12 protein-coding genes are annotated in these 16,272 nt (G+C 69.7%); 8 read left to right on the top strand and 4 right to left on the bottom strand.

Annotated elements, in window-relative coordinates; translation table 11 throughout:
- Window positions 1-229: 229 nt before the first annotated feature.
- Together ACZ5VQ_RS45050 and ACZ5VQ_RS45045 are read right to left on the bottom strand one after the other, a co-directional pair.
- Window positions 230-4,588, bottom strand: a complete 4,359-nt coding sequence (locus tag ACZ5VQ_RS45050) for an SCO5717 family growth-regulating ATPase (RefSeq protein ID WP_469110055.1) — start codon at window positions 4,586-4,588, stop codon at window positions 230-232.
- A gap of 401 nt (window positions 4,589-4,989) precedes the next feature.
- Window positions 4,990-5,286 (bottom strand): DUF397 domain-containing protein, encoded by a 297-nt coding sequence (locus ACZ5VQ_RS45045; RefSeq protein ID WP_359720426.1) that lies wholly within the window; start codon window positions 5,284-5,286, stop codon window positions 4,990-4,992.
- Window positions 5,287-5,585: 299 nt separating this feature from the next.
- Here ACZ5VQ_RS45045 and rpsO point away from each other — a divergent pair, with 299 nt between their 5' ends.
- The 5 genes from rpsO to ACZ5VQ_RS45020 all read left to right on the top strand — a co-directional run bounded on the left by rpsO (window position 5,586) and on the right by ACZ5VQ_RS45020 (window position 11,011).
- Complete coding sequence (rpsO, locus tag ACZ5VQ_RS45040) at window positions 5,586-5,873, top strand: 30S ribosomal protein S15 (protein ID WP_019075416.1); 288 nt, start codon at window positions 5,586-5,588, stop codon at window positions 5,871-5,873.
- 282 nt (window positions 5,874-6,155) lie between these two features.
- Window positions 6,156-8,396 (top strand): polyribonucleotide nucleotidyltransferase, encoded by a 2,241-nt coding sequence (locus tag ACZ5VQ_RS45035; protein ID WP_469110054.1) that lies wholly within the window; start codon window positions 6,156-6,158, stop codon window positions 8,394-8,396.
- Window positions 8,393-9,772: a M16 family metallopeptidase gene (locus ACZ5VQ_RS45030; protein WP_469110053.1), complete on the top strand. Its 1,380-nt coding sequence runs from the start codon at window positions 8,393-8,395 to the stop codon at window positions 9,770-9,772. The genes ACZ5VQ_RS45035 and ACZ5VQ_RS45030 overlap by 4 nt, the downstream gene beginning before the upstream one ends.
- Window positions 9,773-9,800: 28 nt before the next feature.
- Window positions 9,801-10,553: a 4-hydroxy-tetrahydrodipicolinate reductase gene (gene dapB, locus ACZ5VQ_RS45025; protein WP_362084319.1), complete on the top strand. Its 753-nt coding sequence runs from the start codon at window positions 9,801-9,803 to the stop codon at window positions 10,551-10,553.
- Between the two features lie 5 nt (window positions 10,554-10,558).
- The gene (locus tag ACZ5VQ_RS45020) at window positions 10,559-11,011 is read left to right on the top strand and encodes a hypothetical protein (RefSeq protein ID WP_469110052.1); all 453 of its coding nucleotides are present in this window, start codon (window positions 10,559-10,561) and stop codon (window positions 11,009-11,011) included.
- An 86-nt stretch (window positions 11,012-11,097) separates the two neighbouring features.
- Here ACZ5VQ_RS45020 and ACZ5VQ_RS45015 read toward each other — a convergent pair whose 3' ends face one another.
- Window positions 11,098-11,658 (bottom strand): hypothetical protein, encoded by a 561-nt coding sequence (locus ACZ5VQ_RS45015; protein WP_469110051.1) that lies wholly within the window; start codon window positions 11,656-11,658, stop codon window positions 11,098-11,100.
- 120 nt (window positions 11,659-11,778) lie between these two features.
- Window positions 11,779-12,018 (bottom strand): hypothetical protein, encoded by a 240-nt coding sequence (locus tag ACZ5VQ_RS45010; RefSeq protein ID WP_362084310.1) that lies wholly within the window; start codon window positions 12,016-12,018, stop codon window positions 11,779-11,781.
- Between the two features lie 230 nt (window positions 12,019-12,248).
- Between ACZ5VQ_RS45010 and thyX the strand changes: the two genes are divergently transcribed.
- The 3 genes from thyX (at window position 12,249) to ACZ5VQ_RS44995 (ending at window position 15,920) form a co-directional block, all read left to right on the top strand.
- Window positions 12,249-12,989, top strand: coding sequence for an FAD-dependent thymidylate synthase (thyX, locus tag ACZ5VQ_RS45005; protein ID WP_362084307.1), 741 nt, complete (start codon window positions 12,249-12,251; stop codon window positions 12,987-12,989).
- Window positions 12,990-13,200: 211 nt separating this feature from the next.
- Entirely contained in the window at window positions 13,201-14,100 is a 900-nt protein-coding gene (dapA, locus tag ACZ5VQ_RS45000; protein ID WP_469110050.1) for a 4-hydroxy-tetrahydrodipicolinate synthase, read from the top strand.
- A 134-nt stretch (window positions 14,101-14,234) separates the two neighbouring features.
- On the top strand, window positions 14,235-15,920 hold the full coding sequence (locus ACZ5VQ_RS44995; RefSeq protein WP_469110049.1) for a ribonuclease J: 1,686 nt from the start codon (window positions 14,235-14,237) through the stop codon (window positions 15,918-15,920).
- Window positions 15,921-16,272 lie beyond the last annotated feature (352 nt).

Genomic DNA, 16,272 nt, shown 5'->3' with positions numbered 1-16,272 from the left:
GTTGACGCTGATTTCACGGCCATTGGTCCATACCGGTGAAGGGGTCCTGGTCGGAGCGTGGCGGCAGGGAACGTGGCTGGTGTGGTGGCGTTTTGGGCCGCGACGGACGGGGCGCGTCCGGGAGGTGTCCGGGGGTACGCGAAGGGCCCGCGCCGTGGGATACGGGGCGGGCCCTTCGGGGTGGAACGGGAGCGGCGAGTTCGGCCGTATGGGTTACGGGTGACGCCGGTTACTGATGGGGCGGCGGAGGCGGCGGGGTCTGACCCTGGGAGGCCTGGGGAGCTTGGGGAGCCTGAGGGTCCTGGGCTGCCTGGTCCGCCTGCGAGGGCTGGTAGGGCTGCCCCGGCTGGAACTGCTGGCCCGGGGCCGGCGCGGGTGCCGGTGCGGGGGCGTTGGGGTTGAAGGGCTGGCCGGGGGCGACCGGGGCCGAGGGCTGCTGGAAGGGGGCGCCGGGCTGGGGCTGACGCGGCTGATCCGGCTGCTGACCAGGCTGGGCGGGGATGGGCTGGGGCTGCCAGCCCTGGGGCGCGGCGCCGGGGTGACCCGGCTGGCCCGGCTGACCGGGTTGAGCGTGCCGGCCGGGCTGGGCGTGCTGCTGCTGAGGCGGCTGCGGGTAGCCGCCAGGCTGCGGCGGGGCGCCGTGCCCGTGCTGGGGCTGGGCCCCGGGCTGCGGGTACGGCTGGCTCGGGTGCTGCTGAGGCTGCTGGTGCTGCTGAGGCGGATAGGGCTGGCCCGGCTGGGCGGGCGGCTGGCCCTGCTGGGGGATCTGGCCCGGATACGGCTGCCCCGGCGTGGGCTGTCCCGGCATCGGCTGACCGGGCAGGGGCTGGCCCGGCATCGGAGGGGCGGCGACCGGCGGCGGGTTGCCGTCCGACGTCCACAGGCCCTGCGACTGCTGGTGCCGCGCGATGTCCTCGGCGACCAGCGCCGAGAGGTTGAAGTACGCCTCGCGCACCTTCGGCCGCATCATGTCGAGATTGACCTCGGCACCCGCCGCCAGATGCTCGTCGAACGGCACGACGATGACGCCCCGGCAGCGCGTCTCGAAGTGGCTGACGATGTCGTCCACCTTGATCATCTTGCCGGTCTCGCGCACCCCGGAGATGACGGTCAGGGACCGCGACACCAGATCCGCGTACCCGTGCGCCGACAGCCAGTCCAGCGTCGTACTGGCGCTGCTGGCACCGTCGACCGACGGCGTCGAGATGATGATGAGCTGGTCGGCGAGGTCGAGCACGCCGCGCATGGCGCTGTAGAGCAGGCCCGTACCCGAGTCGGTGAGGATGATCGGGTACTGCTTGCCGAGCACGTCGATCGCGCGCCGGTAGTCCTCGTCGTTGAACGTCGTGGAGACGGCCGGGTCGACGTCGTTGGCGATGATCTCCAGACCGGAGGGCGCCTGCGACGTGAACCGCCGGATGTCCATGTACGAGTTGAGGTACGGGATCGCCTGGACGAGGTCACGGATCGTGGCCCCGGTCTCCCGGCGCACACGGCGGCCGAGCGTACCGGCGTCCGGGTTGGCGTCGATGGCGAGGATCTTGTCCTGCCGCTCCGTGGCCAGCGTGGCGCCGAGCGCGGTGGTCGTGGTCGTCTTGCCGACACCGCCCTTGAGGCTGATGACCGCGATCCGGTAGCACGACAGCACCGGCGTACGGATCAGTTCGAGCTTGCGCTGCCGCTCGGCCTCCTCCTTCTTCCCGCCGATCTTGAACCGGGAGGAACCGGCAGCGGGCCGACCGCTCTTCGCCTTCTGCTTCTTGTTGTTGAGCAGCCGGTCCGACGACAGCTCTACGGCCGCCGTGTAGCCGAGCGGCGCCCCCGGATTCGTCGGCTGCCGCTGATCGTGCTGCACGGGCTGCGGCCAGGCGGTGCCGGTACGGGGGTCGACGGGGGGCTGCTGACCGGGCTGGTGCTGCGGCTGCTGGGCCTGGGGCTGGGCTGGAGCTTGGGCTTGGGCTTGGTGAGCCTGCGGCTGGTGTGCCTGGGGCTGGGGTTGGTGGGCCTGCGGCTGGGGTACGCCGGGCTGGCCCGCGCCCGCGTTCGGCTGGTGCGGTACGGGCTGCTGGTGGGGCTGCCCCTGGTGGGGGAGGGGCTGAGCGGCCGGCGGCTGGGCGACGGGCTGGTGAGGTGCGGCTGCCTGCTGCGGGGTCGGTGCCTGGGGCGCGGGAGCCGGGTCCGGGGCCTCGGCGGCCGGCGGCTGCGGGAAGCCGTAACCTCCCGGCTGGGCGGGCGGGTTGGGCGTCCCCGCCCCGGGCGGCGGGAATCCGTAGCCCGATCCGGCTTCGGCTCCGGCCGGCCGGTGGGGCACGTGCGGCGTCGCGGGGTTCGCGGCGGGAGCGGCGCCGGGTTGCGGGAATCCGTAACCGGGCTGCGGGCTGGGCGCGTTGGGGGTGCTCGGGGCGGGGGTTCCCGGCGGGGGGAACCCGTAACCGGCGGGCGGCTGCGCAGGTGCACTGGGCCCGCTCTGCGCCGGAGCGCCCTGCTGCGGGACCCCGTAACCGGGCTGCGGACCAGGCGTGTTGGGCGTACTCGCGGCAGGGGTTCCCTGTGGGGGGAACCCGTAACCCGTGGGCGGCTGCGCAGGTGCGCTGGGCCCGCTCTGAACCGGAGCACCCGGCTGCGGGAACCCGTAACCGGGAGCCTGCGCCGGGGAGTTCGGCACCGGCGGAGCGGGCTGGGCCGCAGCGGGCTGCTGGGGCGGGGTGGGAAGGCCCGGCTGCTGCTGGAGGCCGTAGCCGTCCTGGGGCGCCTGGGGCGCCGGGGGAGTGGGCTGGGCGGCGGCGGGGCCGGACTGCGGGAATCCGTAACCGCCTTGGGGCGCCGGGGCCGGGTTCTGCTGCGCCGGCGCGGGCGTGGGCGCCGGTTCGGGAGCCTGAGCCGGAGGCGCGGTCGTGGGTCCGGGCTGCGGGAAGCCGGGAGAGGCCTGCGCCGCAGGGGCCGTACCAGGGATGCTGTCCTGGGGCTCCGGAGCGGCACGGGGAATGCTGTCCTGCGGACCGGGAGCGGTGCCCGGGGCGCTGAACTGCGGGAATCCGTAACCGCCCGGCTGCCCGGGAGCCGCCGGAGCAGCGGAGGCCGACGCCGACGGGGGTACGTCAGCGGCGGGCGACGCGGTTGCGGAAGCAGTGTCGGCCGGGGCAGGCGCGACGGGCGCGGCAGGCCAGGCCGCCGGCGAAGGCTGCGGAGCCTGCGGCTGGAAGGGCTGCTGCCCTTGCGGCGGTACGGACGGCTGAGCCGGAGCCTCCGCCGCAGACGGCCCGCCCTCATTCTCCGCGGACGCGGGCCACTGAGCGGCCGAAGCGGGCGCGGCAGGCTGGTACGAGGGCGGCAACGGCGGAAGCCCGCCCTGCGGCACGGGCGGCGGAGCCCACGCGGGAGGCGTGTCCTGCACGGCGTCGGCCACGTCCGCGGCGGGCTCGGGCACTACATCCTGCGGCTCCGCGTCCTGAGGCCCGGCGTCTTGCGGTTCGGCGTCCTGAGGCTCTGCCTGACTCGCGGGCGGAGCATCCTCCGGCTCGGAGTCCGAATCGGCGTCCGTCTCCGGGGCCGCATCCCTCGGCTCCGCGTCCTGGGGTTCGTAGTCCGCCACGGGCACGGCATCGCTGACGCCGACGGGGTCCTCCGCGTCGACGTCAACCTGGTGCAATTCGACGACCCCCGCGGAATCGTCCGCGACGGCGTCCGTGTCTTCGTCGGTCGCGTCGGTTGTGTCAGTCGCTTCGACCTCGTCCGGCGCCTGGGCCTGACCGGAAGCCGCGGCCACGCCTTCCGAGGCCGCCACCTCGGCTCCCTCGTCAACGCCATCCACGCCATCCACGTCGTCGACGTCGTCGACGACGTCCACACCGTCGTCGTCATCGGACTCGCGCCCGAACGCCACCTCGACGACCTCCGCGTCGACACCCGTGTCGGAGGCCTCGTCGGACCTCTGGGCGTCGTCGGTGGCGACCTCGTCCGAAGCCGCGGCTTCGGCGTCGGCCCGCTCCGAGACCTCCCGCTTCACGGCGACAGCGGAGATCCGCATGGTGGCGCCGCTCTCGATGTCCCCGCTGTCCTCCTCGGTCTCATCCGGAGGCGTCACCGGCGGAGCCTGGAGGTTCGGCAGATTCGGCAGACCGGCGGGACCCGCAGAGGGCGGGACAGGAGCGGGGGCCTGAGGCTCGAACCCACTCCCCACGGGCAACCGCGGAACGGCACCCGGACCACCGTCAGGAGCAGAGGGGGGAACAGGCGAGGGAGGAACAGCAGTAGGCGGAGCGAAAGGAGCTCCAGGCGCGAAAGTGGGCACGGAAGCCGGCGAAACCGCAGGCGCCTCGGGTGCCCCCGCCCCCGCCCTCGTCCCTGCAGCCGCACCCGCAGCCCCGTCGCCCTCGGACCCGTCCGAGACCTCCGCCTCGTCCGACTCCTCCTCGACCGGAGCCGGCGAAGCCCCGTCCGAACTCCCCGACGCGTTCTGCGTGTACCAGGCGGGAGGGGCGTAGTCGATGGTGAACTCGCCCGTCGTCTCGACGGCGGACTCCGCGTCGGACTGGTCATCGCCGGGTGTGGCCCAGCCCCCGCGGATCCCGTCCCGATCGCTGTTCACAATTCCTCCTGGTGTGGTCGAGCACCCTCATACCGAGCTGGGGCGACCGTTCCGATCGTCCGAGGCCGTCCGTCGCGCCCCGGCTCCCCCTGTCCGACGCGGCGGCCCCGTCCCCGGGTTCTGCTGCCGCGCCCACCCCAGCCTAATCACCACAACCACCCCCACGGCAGGCCCGTCCACCCCTCCGGTCCCACCCACTACGTCACACCCTGCGCAGAAGTGACGTATGAACGGCCTTGTACGGACGGCAAAGTGGACAAAAGCGCGCTTAAGAAGCGCGAATCCACCCCTCCGTGCAGCGCTCGGACACAACAAGGCGGTACCGCGACACAACAAAGGGGACCGGTGGCATACAAGCCACCGGCCCCCGCGCGTTCGAAGGCGACTGCTCCCCTGCTCCGCTACTCCGCCGAAACCCCGCCGTTGTGCGGCGCCGGCTCCAGATCGAACTCGCCGTCCCGCGCCCCCAGGACGAAGGCCCGCCACTCCGCCTCCGTGTACCGCAGGACCGTGTCCGGGTCGAGGGACGACCGCATGGCCACTGCACCCCCGGGCAGGTACGCGATCTCGACCCGCTCCTCGTGTTCCTCCGTGCCCGGCGCGCTCTGCCATTCGACACCCGAGATGTCGAGGGCGTAGAGCTCGTTCTTCTCCCGCTCCTTGCGCGCCTTGACGTCCTTGTCCTCTGCCTCGGCCATGACGAAGCGACCCCTTCCCGACGTACGCGTCCGACGTACGGCCCCGACCTGACGAACGAACTGTCGCGTCACCCTACTGGGACCGCCCCCGGCCTCCCCGGACTCCGGGAACCCCGGTCGGTGGGACCCCTACCTCCTGGTACGCTGTGTGACGGCCGTATGTGTACGCACCCCCGGACCGCCCCTCAAGGGCCCTGGAGGACGCGCCCAGCGGATCCCCGCCTCCCGAGTTACGGAAGCTCCCCTGAGATGTGGACCAGGGGCACTCGGTGGCTACTCAAAGACTACGAGGAGTACGCGTGTCGCTCGACGCCGCAACGAAGAAGCAGCTCATCACCGAGTTCGGTCAGAAGGAGGGCGACACCGGCTCCCCCGAGGTCCAGGTCGCGATGCTCTCGCGCCGTATCTCGGACCTGACCGAGCACCTCAAGACCCACAAGCACGACCACCACTCCCGTCGTGGTCTGCTCATCCTGGTCGGTCAGCGCCGTCGCCTCCTGCAGTACCTGGCGAAGAAGGACATCCAGCGCTTCCGTGCGCTGGTCGACCGCCTGGGCATCCGCCGCGGTGCGGCGGGCGCCAAGTAAGACGCCGTGAAGGGAGCGGTTCCCACTCTTAGGGGGCCGCTCCCTTTGCTGTACGTGCGGAGTGTCACCGCACCTTTGTAGTGTGGTAGCACAACGCAATATCACGAGGATGAAGTGCACCTCGCCGCCGCCGGTCCTCGGTAGTGGCTCCCGGGCGATGCGAACCCCGGGTGCTTCGATCGAAGACCGGCCCGCACCAGAAGGCGCGCTTCTCCGCAGAAGCGTCCCCCTGCCACACGGGCAGGACGGGACGAAAGACGAAAAGTATCGGAGAAAACGCTAGTGGAGAACGAGACCCACTACGCCGAGGCCGTTATCGACAACGGAACCTTCGGCACCCGCACCATCCGCTTCGAGACGGGCCGCCTGGCCAAGCAGGCCGCAGGCTCCGCCGTGGCGTATCTGGACGACGACACCATGGTGCTGTCGGCCACCACTGCCTCCAAGAAGCCCAAGGAGAACCTCGACTTCTTCCCCCTCACGGTGGACGTCGAGGAGCGTATGTACGCGGCCGGGAAGATCCCCGGTTCCTTCTTCCGTCGTGAGGGCCGGCCCTCCGAGGACGCGATCCTCACCTGCCGCCTGATCGACCGCCCGCTGCGCCCGTCCTTCAAGAAGGGCCTGCGCAACGAGATCCAGGTCGTCGCCACGATCATGGCGCTCAACCCCGACCACCTGTACGACGTCGTGGCGATCAACGCCGCCTCCGCGTCGACCCAGCTGGCCGGTCTGCCCTTCTCCGGCCCGATCGGCGGCGTCCGCGTCGCGCTGATCAACGGCCAGTGGGTCGCGTTCCCGACGCACACCGAGCTCGAGGACGCCGTCTTCGACATGGTCGTCGCCGGTCGTGTCCTGGAGGACGGCGACGTCGCGATCATGATGGTCGAGGCCGAGGCCACCGAGAAGACCATCGCGCTGGTCGCGGGCGGCGCCGAGGCGCCGACCGAGGAGATCGTCGCCTCCGGTCTGGACGCCGCGAAGCCCTTCATCAAGGTGCTCTGCAAGGCCCAGGCCGACCTCGCCGCCAAGGCCGCGAAGCCCACCGGCGAGTTCCCGGTCTTCCTCGACTACCAGGACGACGTCCTGGAGGCCCTGACCGCGGCGGTCAAGAGCGAGCTCTCCCAGGCGCTCACCATCGCCGGCAAGCAGGACCGCGAGGCCGAGCTGGACCGCGTCAAGGAGATCGCCGCCGAGAAGCTGCTCCCGCAGTTCGAGGGCCGCGAGAAGGAGATCTCCGCCGCGTACCGCTCGCTGACCAAGTCCCTGGTCCGTGAGCGCGTCATCAAGGACAAGGTCCGCATCGACGGCCGCGGCGTCACGGACATCCGTACGCTCGCCGCCGAGGTCGAGGCCATCCCGCGCGTGCACGGCTCGGCGCTGTTCGAGCGTGGCGAGACCCAGATCCTGGGCGTCACCACCCTCAACATGCTCCGGATGGAGCAGCAGCTGGACACCCTTTCCCCGGTGACCCGCAAGCGCTACATGCACAACTACAACTTCCCGCCCTACTCCGTGGGCGAGACCGGCCGCGTCGGCTCCCCGAAGCGCCGCGAGATCGGCCACGGCGCCCTCGCCGAGCGTGCGATCGTCCCGGTCCTGCCCTCGCGCGAGGACTTCCCGTACGCGATCCGTCAGGTGTCCGAGGCCCTCGGCTCCAACGGCTCGACGTCCATGGGCTCGGTCTGCGCCTCCACCATGTCGCTGCTCAACGCCGGTGTGCCGCTGAAGGCCCCCGTCGCCGGTATCGCCATGGGTCTGATCTCCCAGGAGATCAACGGCGAGACGCACTACGTCGCCCTCACCGACATCCTCGGTGCGGAGGACGCCTTCGGCGACATGGACTTCAAGGTCGCCGGCACCAAGGAGTTCGTGACCGCCCTCCAGCTCGACACCAAGCTGGACGGCATCCCGGCCTCCGTGCTGGCCGCGGCCCTCAAGCAGGCCCGTGACGCCCGCCTCCACATCCTCGACGTGATGATGGAAGCGATCGACACGCCGGACGAGATGTCCCCGAACGCCCCGCGGATCATCACGGTCAAGATCCCCGTGGACAAGATCGGTGAGGTCATCGGCCCGAAGGGCAAGATGATCAACCAGATCCAGGAGGACACCGGCGCCGACATCACGATCGAGGACGACGGCACCATCTACATCGGTGCCGCGCAGGGCTCGCAGGCCGAGGCCGCTCGTGCAGTGATCAACGGCATCGCCAACCCGACCATGCCGGAGGTCGGCGAGCGCTACCTGGGCACCGTCGTGAAGACGACGACCTTCGGTGCGTTCGTGTCGCTGCTCCCGGGCAAGGACGGTCTGCTGCACATCTCGCAGATCCGCAAGCTCGCCGGCGGCAAGCGCGTGGAGAACGTCGAGGACGTCGTTGGCGTGGGCTCCAAGGTCCAGGTCGAGATCGCCGAGATCGACTCCCGCGGCAAGCTCTCCCTGATCCCCGTGATCGAGGGCGAAGGCGACGATGAGAAGAAGGACGCTGCATCCGACAGCAGCTCCGCTGCGGGCGACAAGTGACATCAAGTAACTCCACGGCGACGGCCCGCACCTCCTCGGAGGCGCGGGCCGTCGCCCGTACCCAAACCCTGATCAAGGGCGAGAACGGCATCGGTACGGTCCGCAAGACCACCCTCCCGGGCGGCCTGCGCGTCGTCACCGAAACCCTGCCCTCCGTGCGCTCAGCCACCTTCGGCATCTGGGCGCACGTCGGCTCGCGCGACGAGACGCCGGCTCTGAACGGCGCCACGCACTACCTGGAACACCTCCTCTTCAAGGGCACGCAGAAGCGCAGCGCCCTGGACATCTCCTCCGCCATCGACGCGGTCGGCGGCGAGATGAACGCCTTCACGGCGAAGGAGTACACGTGCTACTACGCACGCGTGCTCGACACCGACCTCCCGCTCGCCATCGACGTCGTCTGCGACATGCTCACGGGCTCGCTGATCCTCGAAGAGGACGTGAACGTCGAGCGGGGCGCGATCCTCGAAGAGATCGCCATGACGGAGGACGACCCGGGCGACTGCGTGCACGACCTGTTCGCGCACACCATGCTCGGCGACACCCCCCTCGGCCGCCCGGTCCTCGGCACGGTCGACACCGTCAACGCCCTCAGTGCGGACCGCATCCGCCGCTTCTACAAGAAGCACTACGACCCGACCCACCTCGTGGTCGCCGCCGCCGGAAACGTCGACCACAACAAGGTCGTACGCCAGGTCCGCGCCGCCTTCGAGAAGTCGGGCGCCCTCAGGCAACCGGACGCGGCCCCGATCGCCCCACGCGACGGCTCCCGCTCCATCCGTACGGCCGGCCGTGTCGAGCTCCTCGGCCGCAAGACCGAGCAGGCCCACATCGTGCTCGGCATGCCGGGCCTGGCCCGCACGGACGAGCGCCGCTGGGCCCTGGGCGTCCTGAACACCGCGCTGGGCGGCGGCATGTCCTCCCGCCTCTTCCAGGAGGTCCGCGAGAAGCGCGGCCTCGCCTACAGCGTGTACTCGTACACCTCGGGCTTCGCCGACTGCGGTCTCTTCGGTGTGTACGCGGGCTGCCGGCCCAGCCAGGTCCACGACGTGCTGAAGATCTGCCGGGACGAACTCGACCAGGTCGCCGAGCACGGCCTGTCGGACGACGAGATCGGCCGCGCCATCGGCCAGCTCCGCGGCTCCACGGTCCTCGGTTTGGAGGACACGGGCGCGCTGATGAACCGTATCGGCAAGAGCGAGCTGTGCTGGGGCGAGCAGATGTCCGTCGACGACATGCTGACCCGGATCGCCTCGGTCACCCCGGACGACGTACGGGAGGTGGCCCGCGAGATCCTGGGACAGCGGCCCTCGCTGTCGGTCATCGGCCCGCTGAAGGACAAACAGGCTTCCCGTCTGCACGAAGCGGTTGCGTAACCCCCGAATCCGGTAAGGAAGCAAGAAGATGAGCAAGCTGCGCGTGGCGGTCCTCGGTGCCAAGGGCCGTATCGGATCCGAGGCCGTACGAGCCGTCGAGGCGGCCGAGGACCTGGAACTGGTGGCCGCCCTCGGCCGCGAGGACAAACTGGAGACGCTGGTCGACGCCGGCGCCCAGGTCGTCGTCGAACTCACCACGCCCGCCTCGGTCATGGGCAACCTCGACTTCTGCGTCCGCCACGGCATCCACGCCGTGGTCGGTACGACGGGCTGGACCGACGAGCGCCTCGCGCAGCTGAACACCTCGCTCGCCGCGTCACCGGAGACGGGCGTGCTCATCGCCCCGAACTTCTCCATCGGCGCCGTTCTCACGATGAAGTTCGCGGAGGTGGCCGCGCCGTACTTCGAGTCCGTCGAGGTCATCGAACTGCACCACCCGAACAAGGTGGACGCCCCGAGCGGCACCGCCCACCGCACCGCCCAGCTCATCGCCGCCGCCCGGCAGCGGGCGGACAGCGCACCTCAGCCCGACGCCACGGTCACGGCGCTGGACGGCGCCCGCGGCGCGGACGTCGACGGTGTCCCGGTGCACTCGGTGCGCCTGCGCGGTCTGCTGGCCCACCAGGAGGTACTGCTTGGCGCCGAGGGCGAGACCCTCACCGTCCGCCACGACTCCCTCCACCACAGCAGCTTCATGCCGGGCATCCTGCTCGGCGTGCGCCGCGTCGTGGACACCCCGGGCCTCACCTTCGGCCTGGAACACTTCCTGGACCTGAAGTAACCGCCATGGGTGCGAAGATCACATACGCCGTCACGGCCGCCGTCCTGGTCGTCTACTTCGTCCTGGTCGGCAGCCGCGGGGTGATGCTCATACAGAGCGGCACCCTCCTCACCGTCACCTTCGGTGTGGCCGTGCTCATCCTTCCGGTGATCGGCATCTGGTTCCTCTGGAAGAACACCGAGTTCGTCAAGAAGGCCAACCGGCTCGCCGCCGAGCTCGACGCCGAAGGCGGCCTGCCCGTCGACGAGTTGAAGCGCACCCCGGCCGGCCGGATCGACCGCGACTCGGCCGACGAGGTCTTCGCCAGGCGCAAGGCCGAGACCGAGGACGCCCCCGACGACTGGCGCAGCTGGTTCCGGCTGGCCATCGCCTACCACGACGCCCGCGACACCCCCCGGGCCCGCAAGGCGATGCAGCACGCCATCGCCCTGCACGACGGGAAATCCGTACGGGCCTGAGGCACGCACACAGACACGGCGAAGGGGCCGGTCCGCACCCGCGGACCGGCCCCTTCGCCGTGTCGACTGACTGTGTGCGCCGACGGTCAGGCGTGCCCGCGGTACTCGTCCGCCCACACCTCGACACCGTCCGCGGCCCGGTCGAACGCGTCGGGGCGCCCGAGGAAGTCCGCGTTGTGCGTGGTGAGCAGCTGTGTCGGCTCGGCACCGGAGCGGTCGCTGCTGACGAGGACGAGCGCCTGCCCCTGCACGGTGCGCGGCAGCCCGAGCCAGCGCACCGGCTGCTGGACCGTCCGCACCGTCTGGACCTTCGCCCAGGGAGCCGTGCTCGTGACGAGGAAACGGACCCGGCGCAGCCCGTACGCGCTCACCCACGCGCCCATACGCAGCAGCCGCAGGGCACACACGATGACGAGCGCCGCGAGCCCCAGGAAGACCGCTCCACCGGAGCGGTTGCCGGCCGCCGCGACGATGACCGCCGCGAACAGCACATACGACGCGAGCAGCAGCAGAAGCGCCGCCGCGGCGACGCGCCACGGTCCGGGCCGGTAGGGGCGTCGCCACTGGTCGCGGTCGTCGAACGGCAGCGCGAGATCCTCGCCCGCCTCGTCGAAAGCGCGATCGGCGGTCAGAAAGGGCAGGGGCACGACTGATCCTCACTCAATCCACGCATGGACTATGCCCGGTGAGGCTACCTAGCGGGATCTCCGGTCACCACCCTCGGGGGTCCATGGGGGTGCTCCCAGGCCATCCGGGCGGTGGAGGAGTCAACGGCCCTGCGACGCGTCCGACTGTTGCGTATGCGCAGGTGAGGTGTCGGCCGACAGGGCAGGCGTCCCTATGAGCAGGGAGCCCACGAGGCCTGCGACCACGGTGAGGCCTATGAGCCATCGACCCGCCAGCTCACCGGCGGAGGCCCGCTGACGCGGTGGGGGAGTGACATTGCTGCGGAACCTGTCGGCTTCGGCGATGAAGGCGAACGGAACGGGCTCGCGCCGACGAAACATGAAGTGCGCTTCTCCTCTGGAGGCTCGAACGGGATCTGACGGAACAGGCGACTCGAACGAATCGCTGTCACCAATACAGACGAGCGAGAGCCCCAATTGGTGCCCGGTTTCACCGACTTCGCAGAAGTTCGGCGAAGAATGTCGCGGCACGGCACCGAACGCCCCGTTGTCAGTGCCGGGCCGTAGAGTGGACGCCGCCCGAGCCAGTGATGGGAAGGACCCTCCAAGCCGTGACCGACACACCCGCCGACGACCTCAAGCCCAGTTTCCGCAGCGATGTCACCGTCGAGCTGGTCAAGCACACCGCCTCCGACTCCGACGTGCTGTTCGCCGCCCGCGTCTCGACGGTCGGGGAGCAGTCCCTGGAAGAGCTGCAGAAGGACCCGGAGCGCTCGAAGGGCCTGATCAACTACCTGATGCGGGATCGGCACGGCAGCCCCTTCGAGCACAACTCGATGACGTTCTTCATCAACGCCCCGATCTTCGTCTTCCGCGAGTTCATGCGCCACCGCGTCGGCTGGTCGTACAACGAGGAGTCGGGCCGGTACAGGGAGCTCCAGCCGGTCTTCTACGTCCCGGGCGAGTCCCGCAAGCTGGTCCAGGAGGGCCGCCCCGGCAAGTACGTCTTCGTGGAGGGCACCCAGGCCCAGCAGGAGCTGACGGGCCGGGTCATGGAGGACTCGTACCGCCGGGCGTACGAGGCGTACCAGGAGATGCTCGCCGCCGGCGTGGCCCGCGAGGTCGCCCGTGCGGTCCTCCCGGTCGGCCTCTTCTCGTCGATGTACGCGACGTGCAACGCCCGCTCGCTGATGCACTTCCTCGGCCTGCGCACTCAGCACGAGCTGGCGAAGGTCCCGTCCTTCCCCCAGCGGGAGATCGAGATGGTCGGCGAGAAGATGGAGGCGGAATGGGCTCGGCTCATGCCCCTCACGTACGCCGCCTTCAATGGCAACGGGCGCGTGGCGCCGTAGCGCACCTCCGTCACCCGGTCGGGCACATGTGTACGGGTCAACCATGCGAAGTGTCCGTATTGCGGCATTTCGAGAAGTTCATCTAGCCTGATCAAACGGACCCGGCACTGCTTGAACCCCCGAGCAGGCAGTGCCGGGCTCCTCCTTTGTCGTGACTTGTCGCCGCCCCCGAGGGCAGACCGCACGTTGAGCAGCGAGTAGCGTGTTACCCATGGCTCCGACCTCCACTCCGCAGACCCCCTTCGGGCGGGTCCTCACCGCCATGGTCACGCCCTTCGCGGCGGACGGCGCACTCGACCTCGACGGCGCTCAGCGGCTCGCCACCCACCTGGTGGACGCAGGCAACGACGGCCTGATCGTCAACGGCACCACCGGCGAGTCCCCGACCACCAGCAACGCGGAGAAAGCGGATCTCGTACGAGCCGTACTGGAGGCGGTCGGCGACCGCGCCCACGTCGTCGCGGGCGTCGGCACGAACGACACGCGCCACAGCGTCGAGCTCGCCCGGTCGGCCGAGAAGGTCGGCGCACACGGTCTCCTGACCGTCACGCCGTACTACAACAAGCCCCCGCAGGAGGGCCTGTACCAGCACTTCAAGGTCATCGCCGACGCGACCGAACTGCCGGTGATGCTCTACGACATCCCCGGCCGCAGCGGTGTCCCGATCAACACGGAAACGCTGGTGCGTCTGGCCGAGCACCCGCGTATCGTCGCCAACAAGGACGCCAAGGGCGACCTGGGCCGCGCCAGCTGGGCCATCGCCAGCTCCGGCCTCGCCTGGTACTCCGGCGACGACATGCTGAACCTGCCGCTGCTCTCCGTGGGCGCGGTCGGCTTCGTCTCCGTCGTCGGTCACGTCGTCACCCCCGAGCTACGGGACATGATCGACGCGTACGTCAGCGGCGACGTCCAGAAGGCCACCGAGATCCACCAGAAGCTGCTCCCGGTCTTCACCGGCATGTTCCGCACCCAGGGCGTCATGACGACCAAGGCCGCGCTCGCCCTCCAGGGCCTGCCCGCCGGACCGCTGCGTCTGCCCATGGTCGGCCTGTCACCCGAGGAGACCGCCCAGCTCAAGATCGATCTTGCTGCCGGCGGGGTACAGCTCTAACCACAGACTTCACAACTGAATACGCACGACCCGCAGGCCGGAGGGCCTGCACCACCAGACAACTGCTACTGCACGAACGTCACGCGCGCCACGTGCCCTGCCAGGTACGTGGCGCGCGTGGTGAGGAGAGTCTTTTGAGTCATCCGCATCCTGAACTCGCCGCTCCGCCGGCCCTCCCGAAGGGCGGCCTGCGGGTCACCCCGCTCGGCGGCCTCGGTGAAATCGGCCGAAACATGACGGTCTTCGAGTACGGGGGCCGCCTTCTGATCGTCGACTGCGGCGTGCTCTTCCCGGAGGAGGAGCAGCCCGGAATCGACCTGATCCTGCCGGACTTCACTTCCGTCAGGGACCGCCTCGACGACATCGAGGGCATCGTCCTCACCCATGGTCACGAGGACCACATCGGCGGCGTCCCCTTTCTCCTGCGCGAGAAGCCGGACATCCCGCTCATCGGCTCCAAGCTGACTCTCGCCCTCATCGAGGCGAAGCTCCAAGAGCACCGCATCCGTCCGTACACGCTCGAAGTCGCGGAGGGCCACCGAGAGCGCATCGGTCCCTTCGACTGCGAGTTCGTCGCGGTCAACCACTCCATCCCGGACGCCCTCGCGGTCGCCATCCGCACCCCCGCGGGCATGGTCGTCCACACCGGCGACTTCAAGATGGACCAGCTTCCGCTGGACGGTCGTCTCACAGATCTACACGCGTTCGCGCGCCTGAGTGAGGAGGGCATCGACCTCCTCCTCTCGGACTCGACGAACGCAGAGGTCCCGGGCTTCGTCCCGCCCGAGCGCGACATCTCGAACGTGCTGCGCCAGGTCTTCGCCGGCGCCAGCAAGCGGATCATCGTGGCCAGCTTCGCCAGCCACGTCCACCGCATCCAGCAGATCCTCGACGCCGCTCACGAATACGGCCGCCGGGTCGCCTTCGTCGGCCGCTCGATGGTCCGCAACATGGGCATCGCGAGAGACCTGGGCTATCTGAAGGTCCCGCCGGGCCTGGTCGTCGACGTCAAGACACTCGACGACCTCCCGGAGCGCGAGATCGTCCTCGTCTGTACGGGCTCACAGGGCGAGCCGATGGCCGCGCTGTCCCGCATGGCGAACCGCGACCACCAGATCCGCATCGTCCAGGGCGACACGGTGATCCTGGCGTCGTCGCTCATCCCGGGCAACGAGAACGCGGTCTACCGCGTCATCAACGGCCTGACCCGTTGGGGCGCCAACGTCGTCCACAAGGGCAACGCCAAGGTGCACGTCTCGGGCCACGCGTCCGCGGGCGAGCTCCTGTACTTCTACAACATCTGCAAGCCGCGCAACCTGATGCCGGTCCACGGCGAATGGCGCCACCTGCGCGCCAACGCCGAGCTGGGCGCGCTCACCGGCGTCCCGCACGACCGGATCGTCATCGCCGAGGACGGCGTCGTCGTCGACCTCGTCGAAGGCAAGGCCAGGATCTCCGGCAAGGTCCAGGCGGGATACGTGTACGTCGACGGCCTCTCGGTCGGCGATGTCGGCGAGCCCGCGCTCAAGGACCGCAAGATCCTCGGAGACGAGGGCATCATCTCGGTCTTCGTGGTGATGGACTCCAGCACGGGCAAGATCACCGGCGGTCCGCACATCCAGGCTCGCGGCTCGGGCATCGACGACTCAGCCTTCGCCGACGTCCTCCCGAGGATCAACGAGGTCCTGGAGAGGTCGGCCCAGGACGGCGTCGTCGAACCCCACCAGATGCAGCAGCTCATCCGCCGCACGCTGGGCAAATGGGTCTCCGACAACTACCGCCGCCGGCCGATGATCCTGCCGGTCGTGGTCGAGGTTTGAGCACCTCGTACGCGTGAACCCGGAGCGGGGCCCCTCGATTTGCATCGGGGCGCCCCGCTCCAGTACGTTTACGGCTCCGCCTGAAGGGGAACCCGGCGCAACTGTGCGTCCGGACCACCCAGACCGGGGCGGGAATTCCGACTCAGAACTTCTGATAAAGTCGGAGTCGCCGGAAAGGGAAACGCGAAAGCGAAAACCTGGAAAGCACCGAGGAAATCGGATCGGAAAACGGTCTGATAGAGTCGGAAACGCAAGACCGAAGGGAAGCGCCCGGAGGAAAGCCGCGAGAGAGTCTCTCGGGTGAGTACGAAGGAAGCGTCCGTTCCTTGAGAACTCAACAGCGTGCCAAAAA

The sequence above is a fragment of the Streptomyces sp. NPDC033178 genome (genome assembly GCF_055577685.1).
This window is presented reverse-complemented; position numbering and strand designations above follow the sequence as displayed.

Coding starts and splice junctions, on each gene's coding strand:
- ACZ5VQ_RS45045 (WP_359720426.1), bottom strand. CDS start 5,286: ATGGCCGAGGCAGAGGACAAGGACGTCAAGGCGCGCAAGGAGCGGGAG.
- dapB (WP_362084319.1), top strand. CDS start 9,801: ATGAGCAAGCTGCGCGTGGCGGTCCTCGGTGCCAAGGGCCGTATCGGA.
- ACZ5VQ_RS45010 (WP_362084310.1), bottom strand. CDS start 12,018: ATGTTTCGTCGGCGCGAGCCCGTTCCGTTCGCCTTCATCGCCGAAGCC.
- ACZ5VQ_RS45020 (WP_469110052.1), top strand. CDS start 10,559: ATGGGTGCGAAGATCACATACGCCGTCACGGCCGCCGTCCTGGTCGTC.
- dapA (WP_469110050.1), top strand. CDS start 13,201: ATGGCTCCGACCTCCACTCCGCAGACCCCCTTCGGGCGGGTCCTCACC.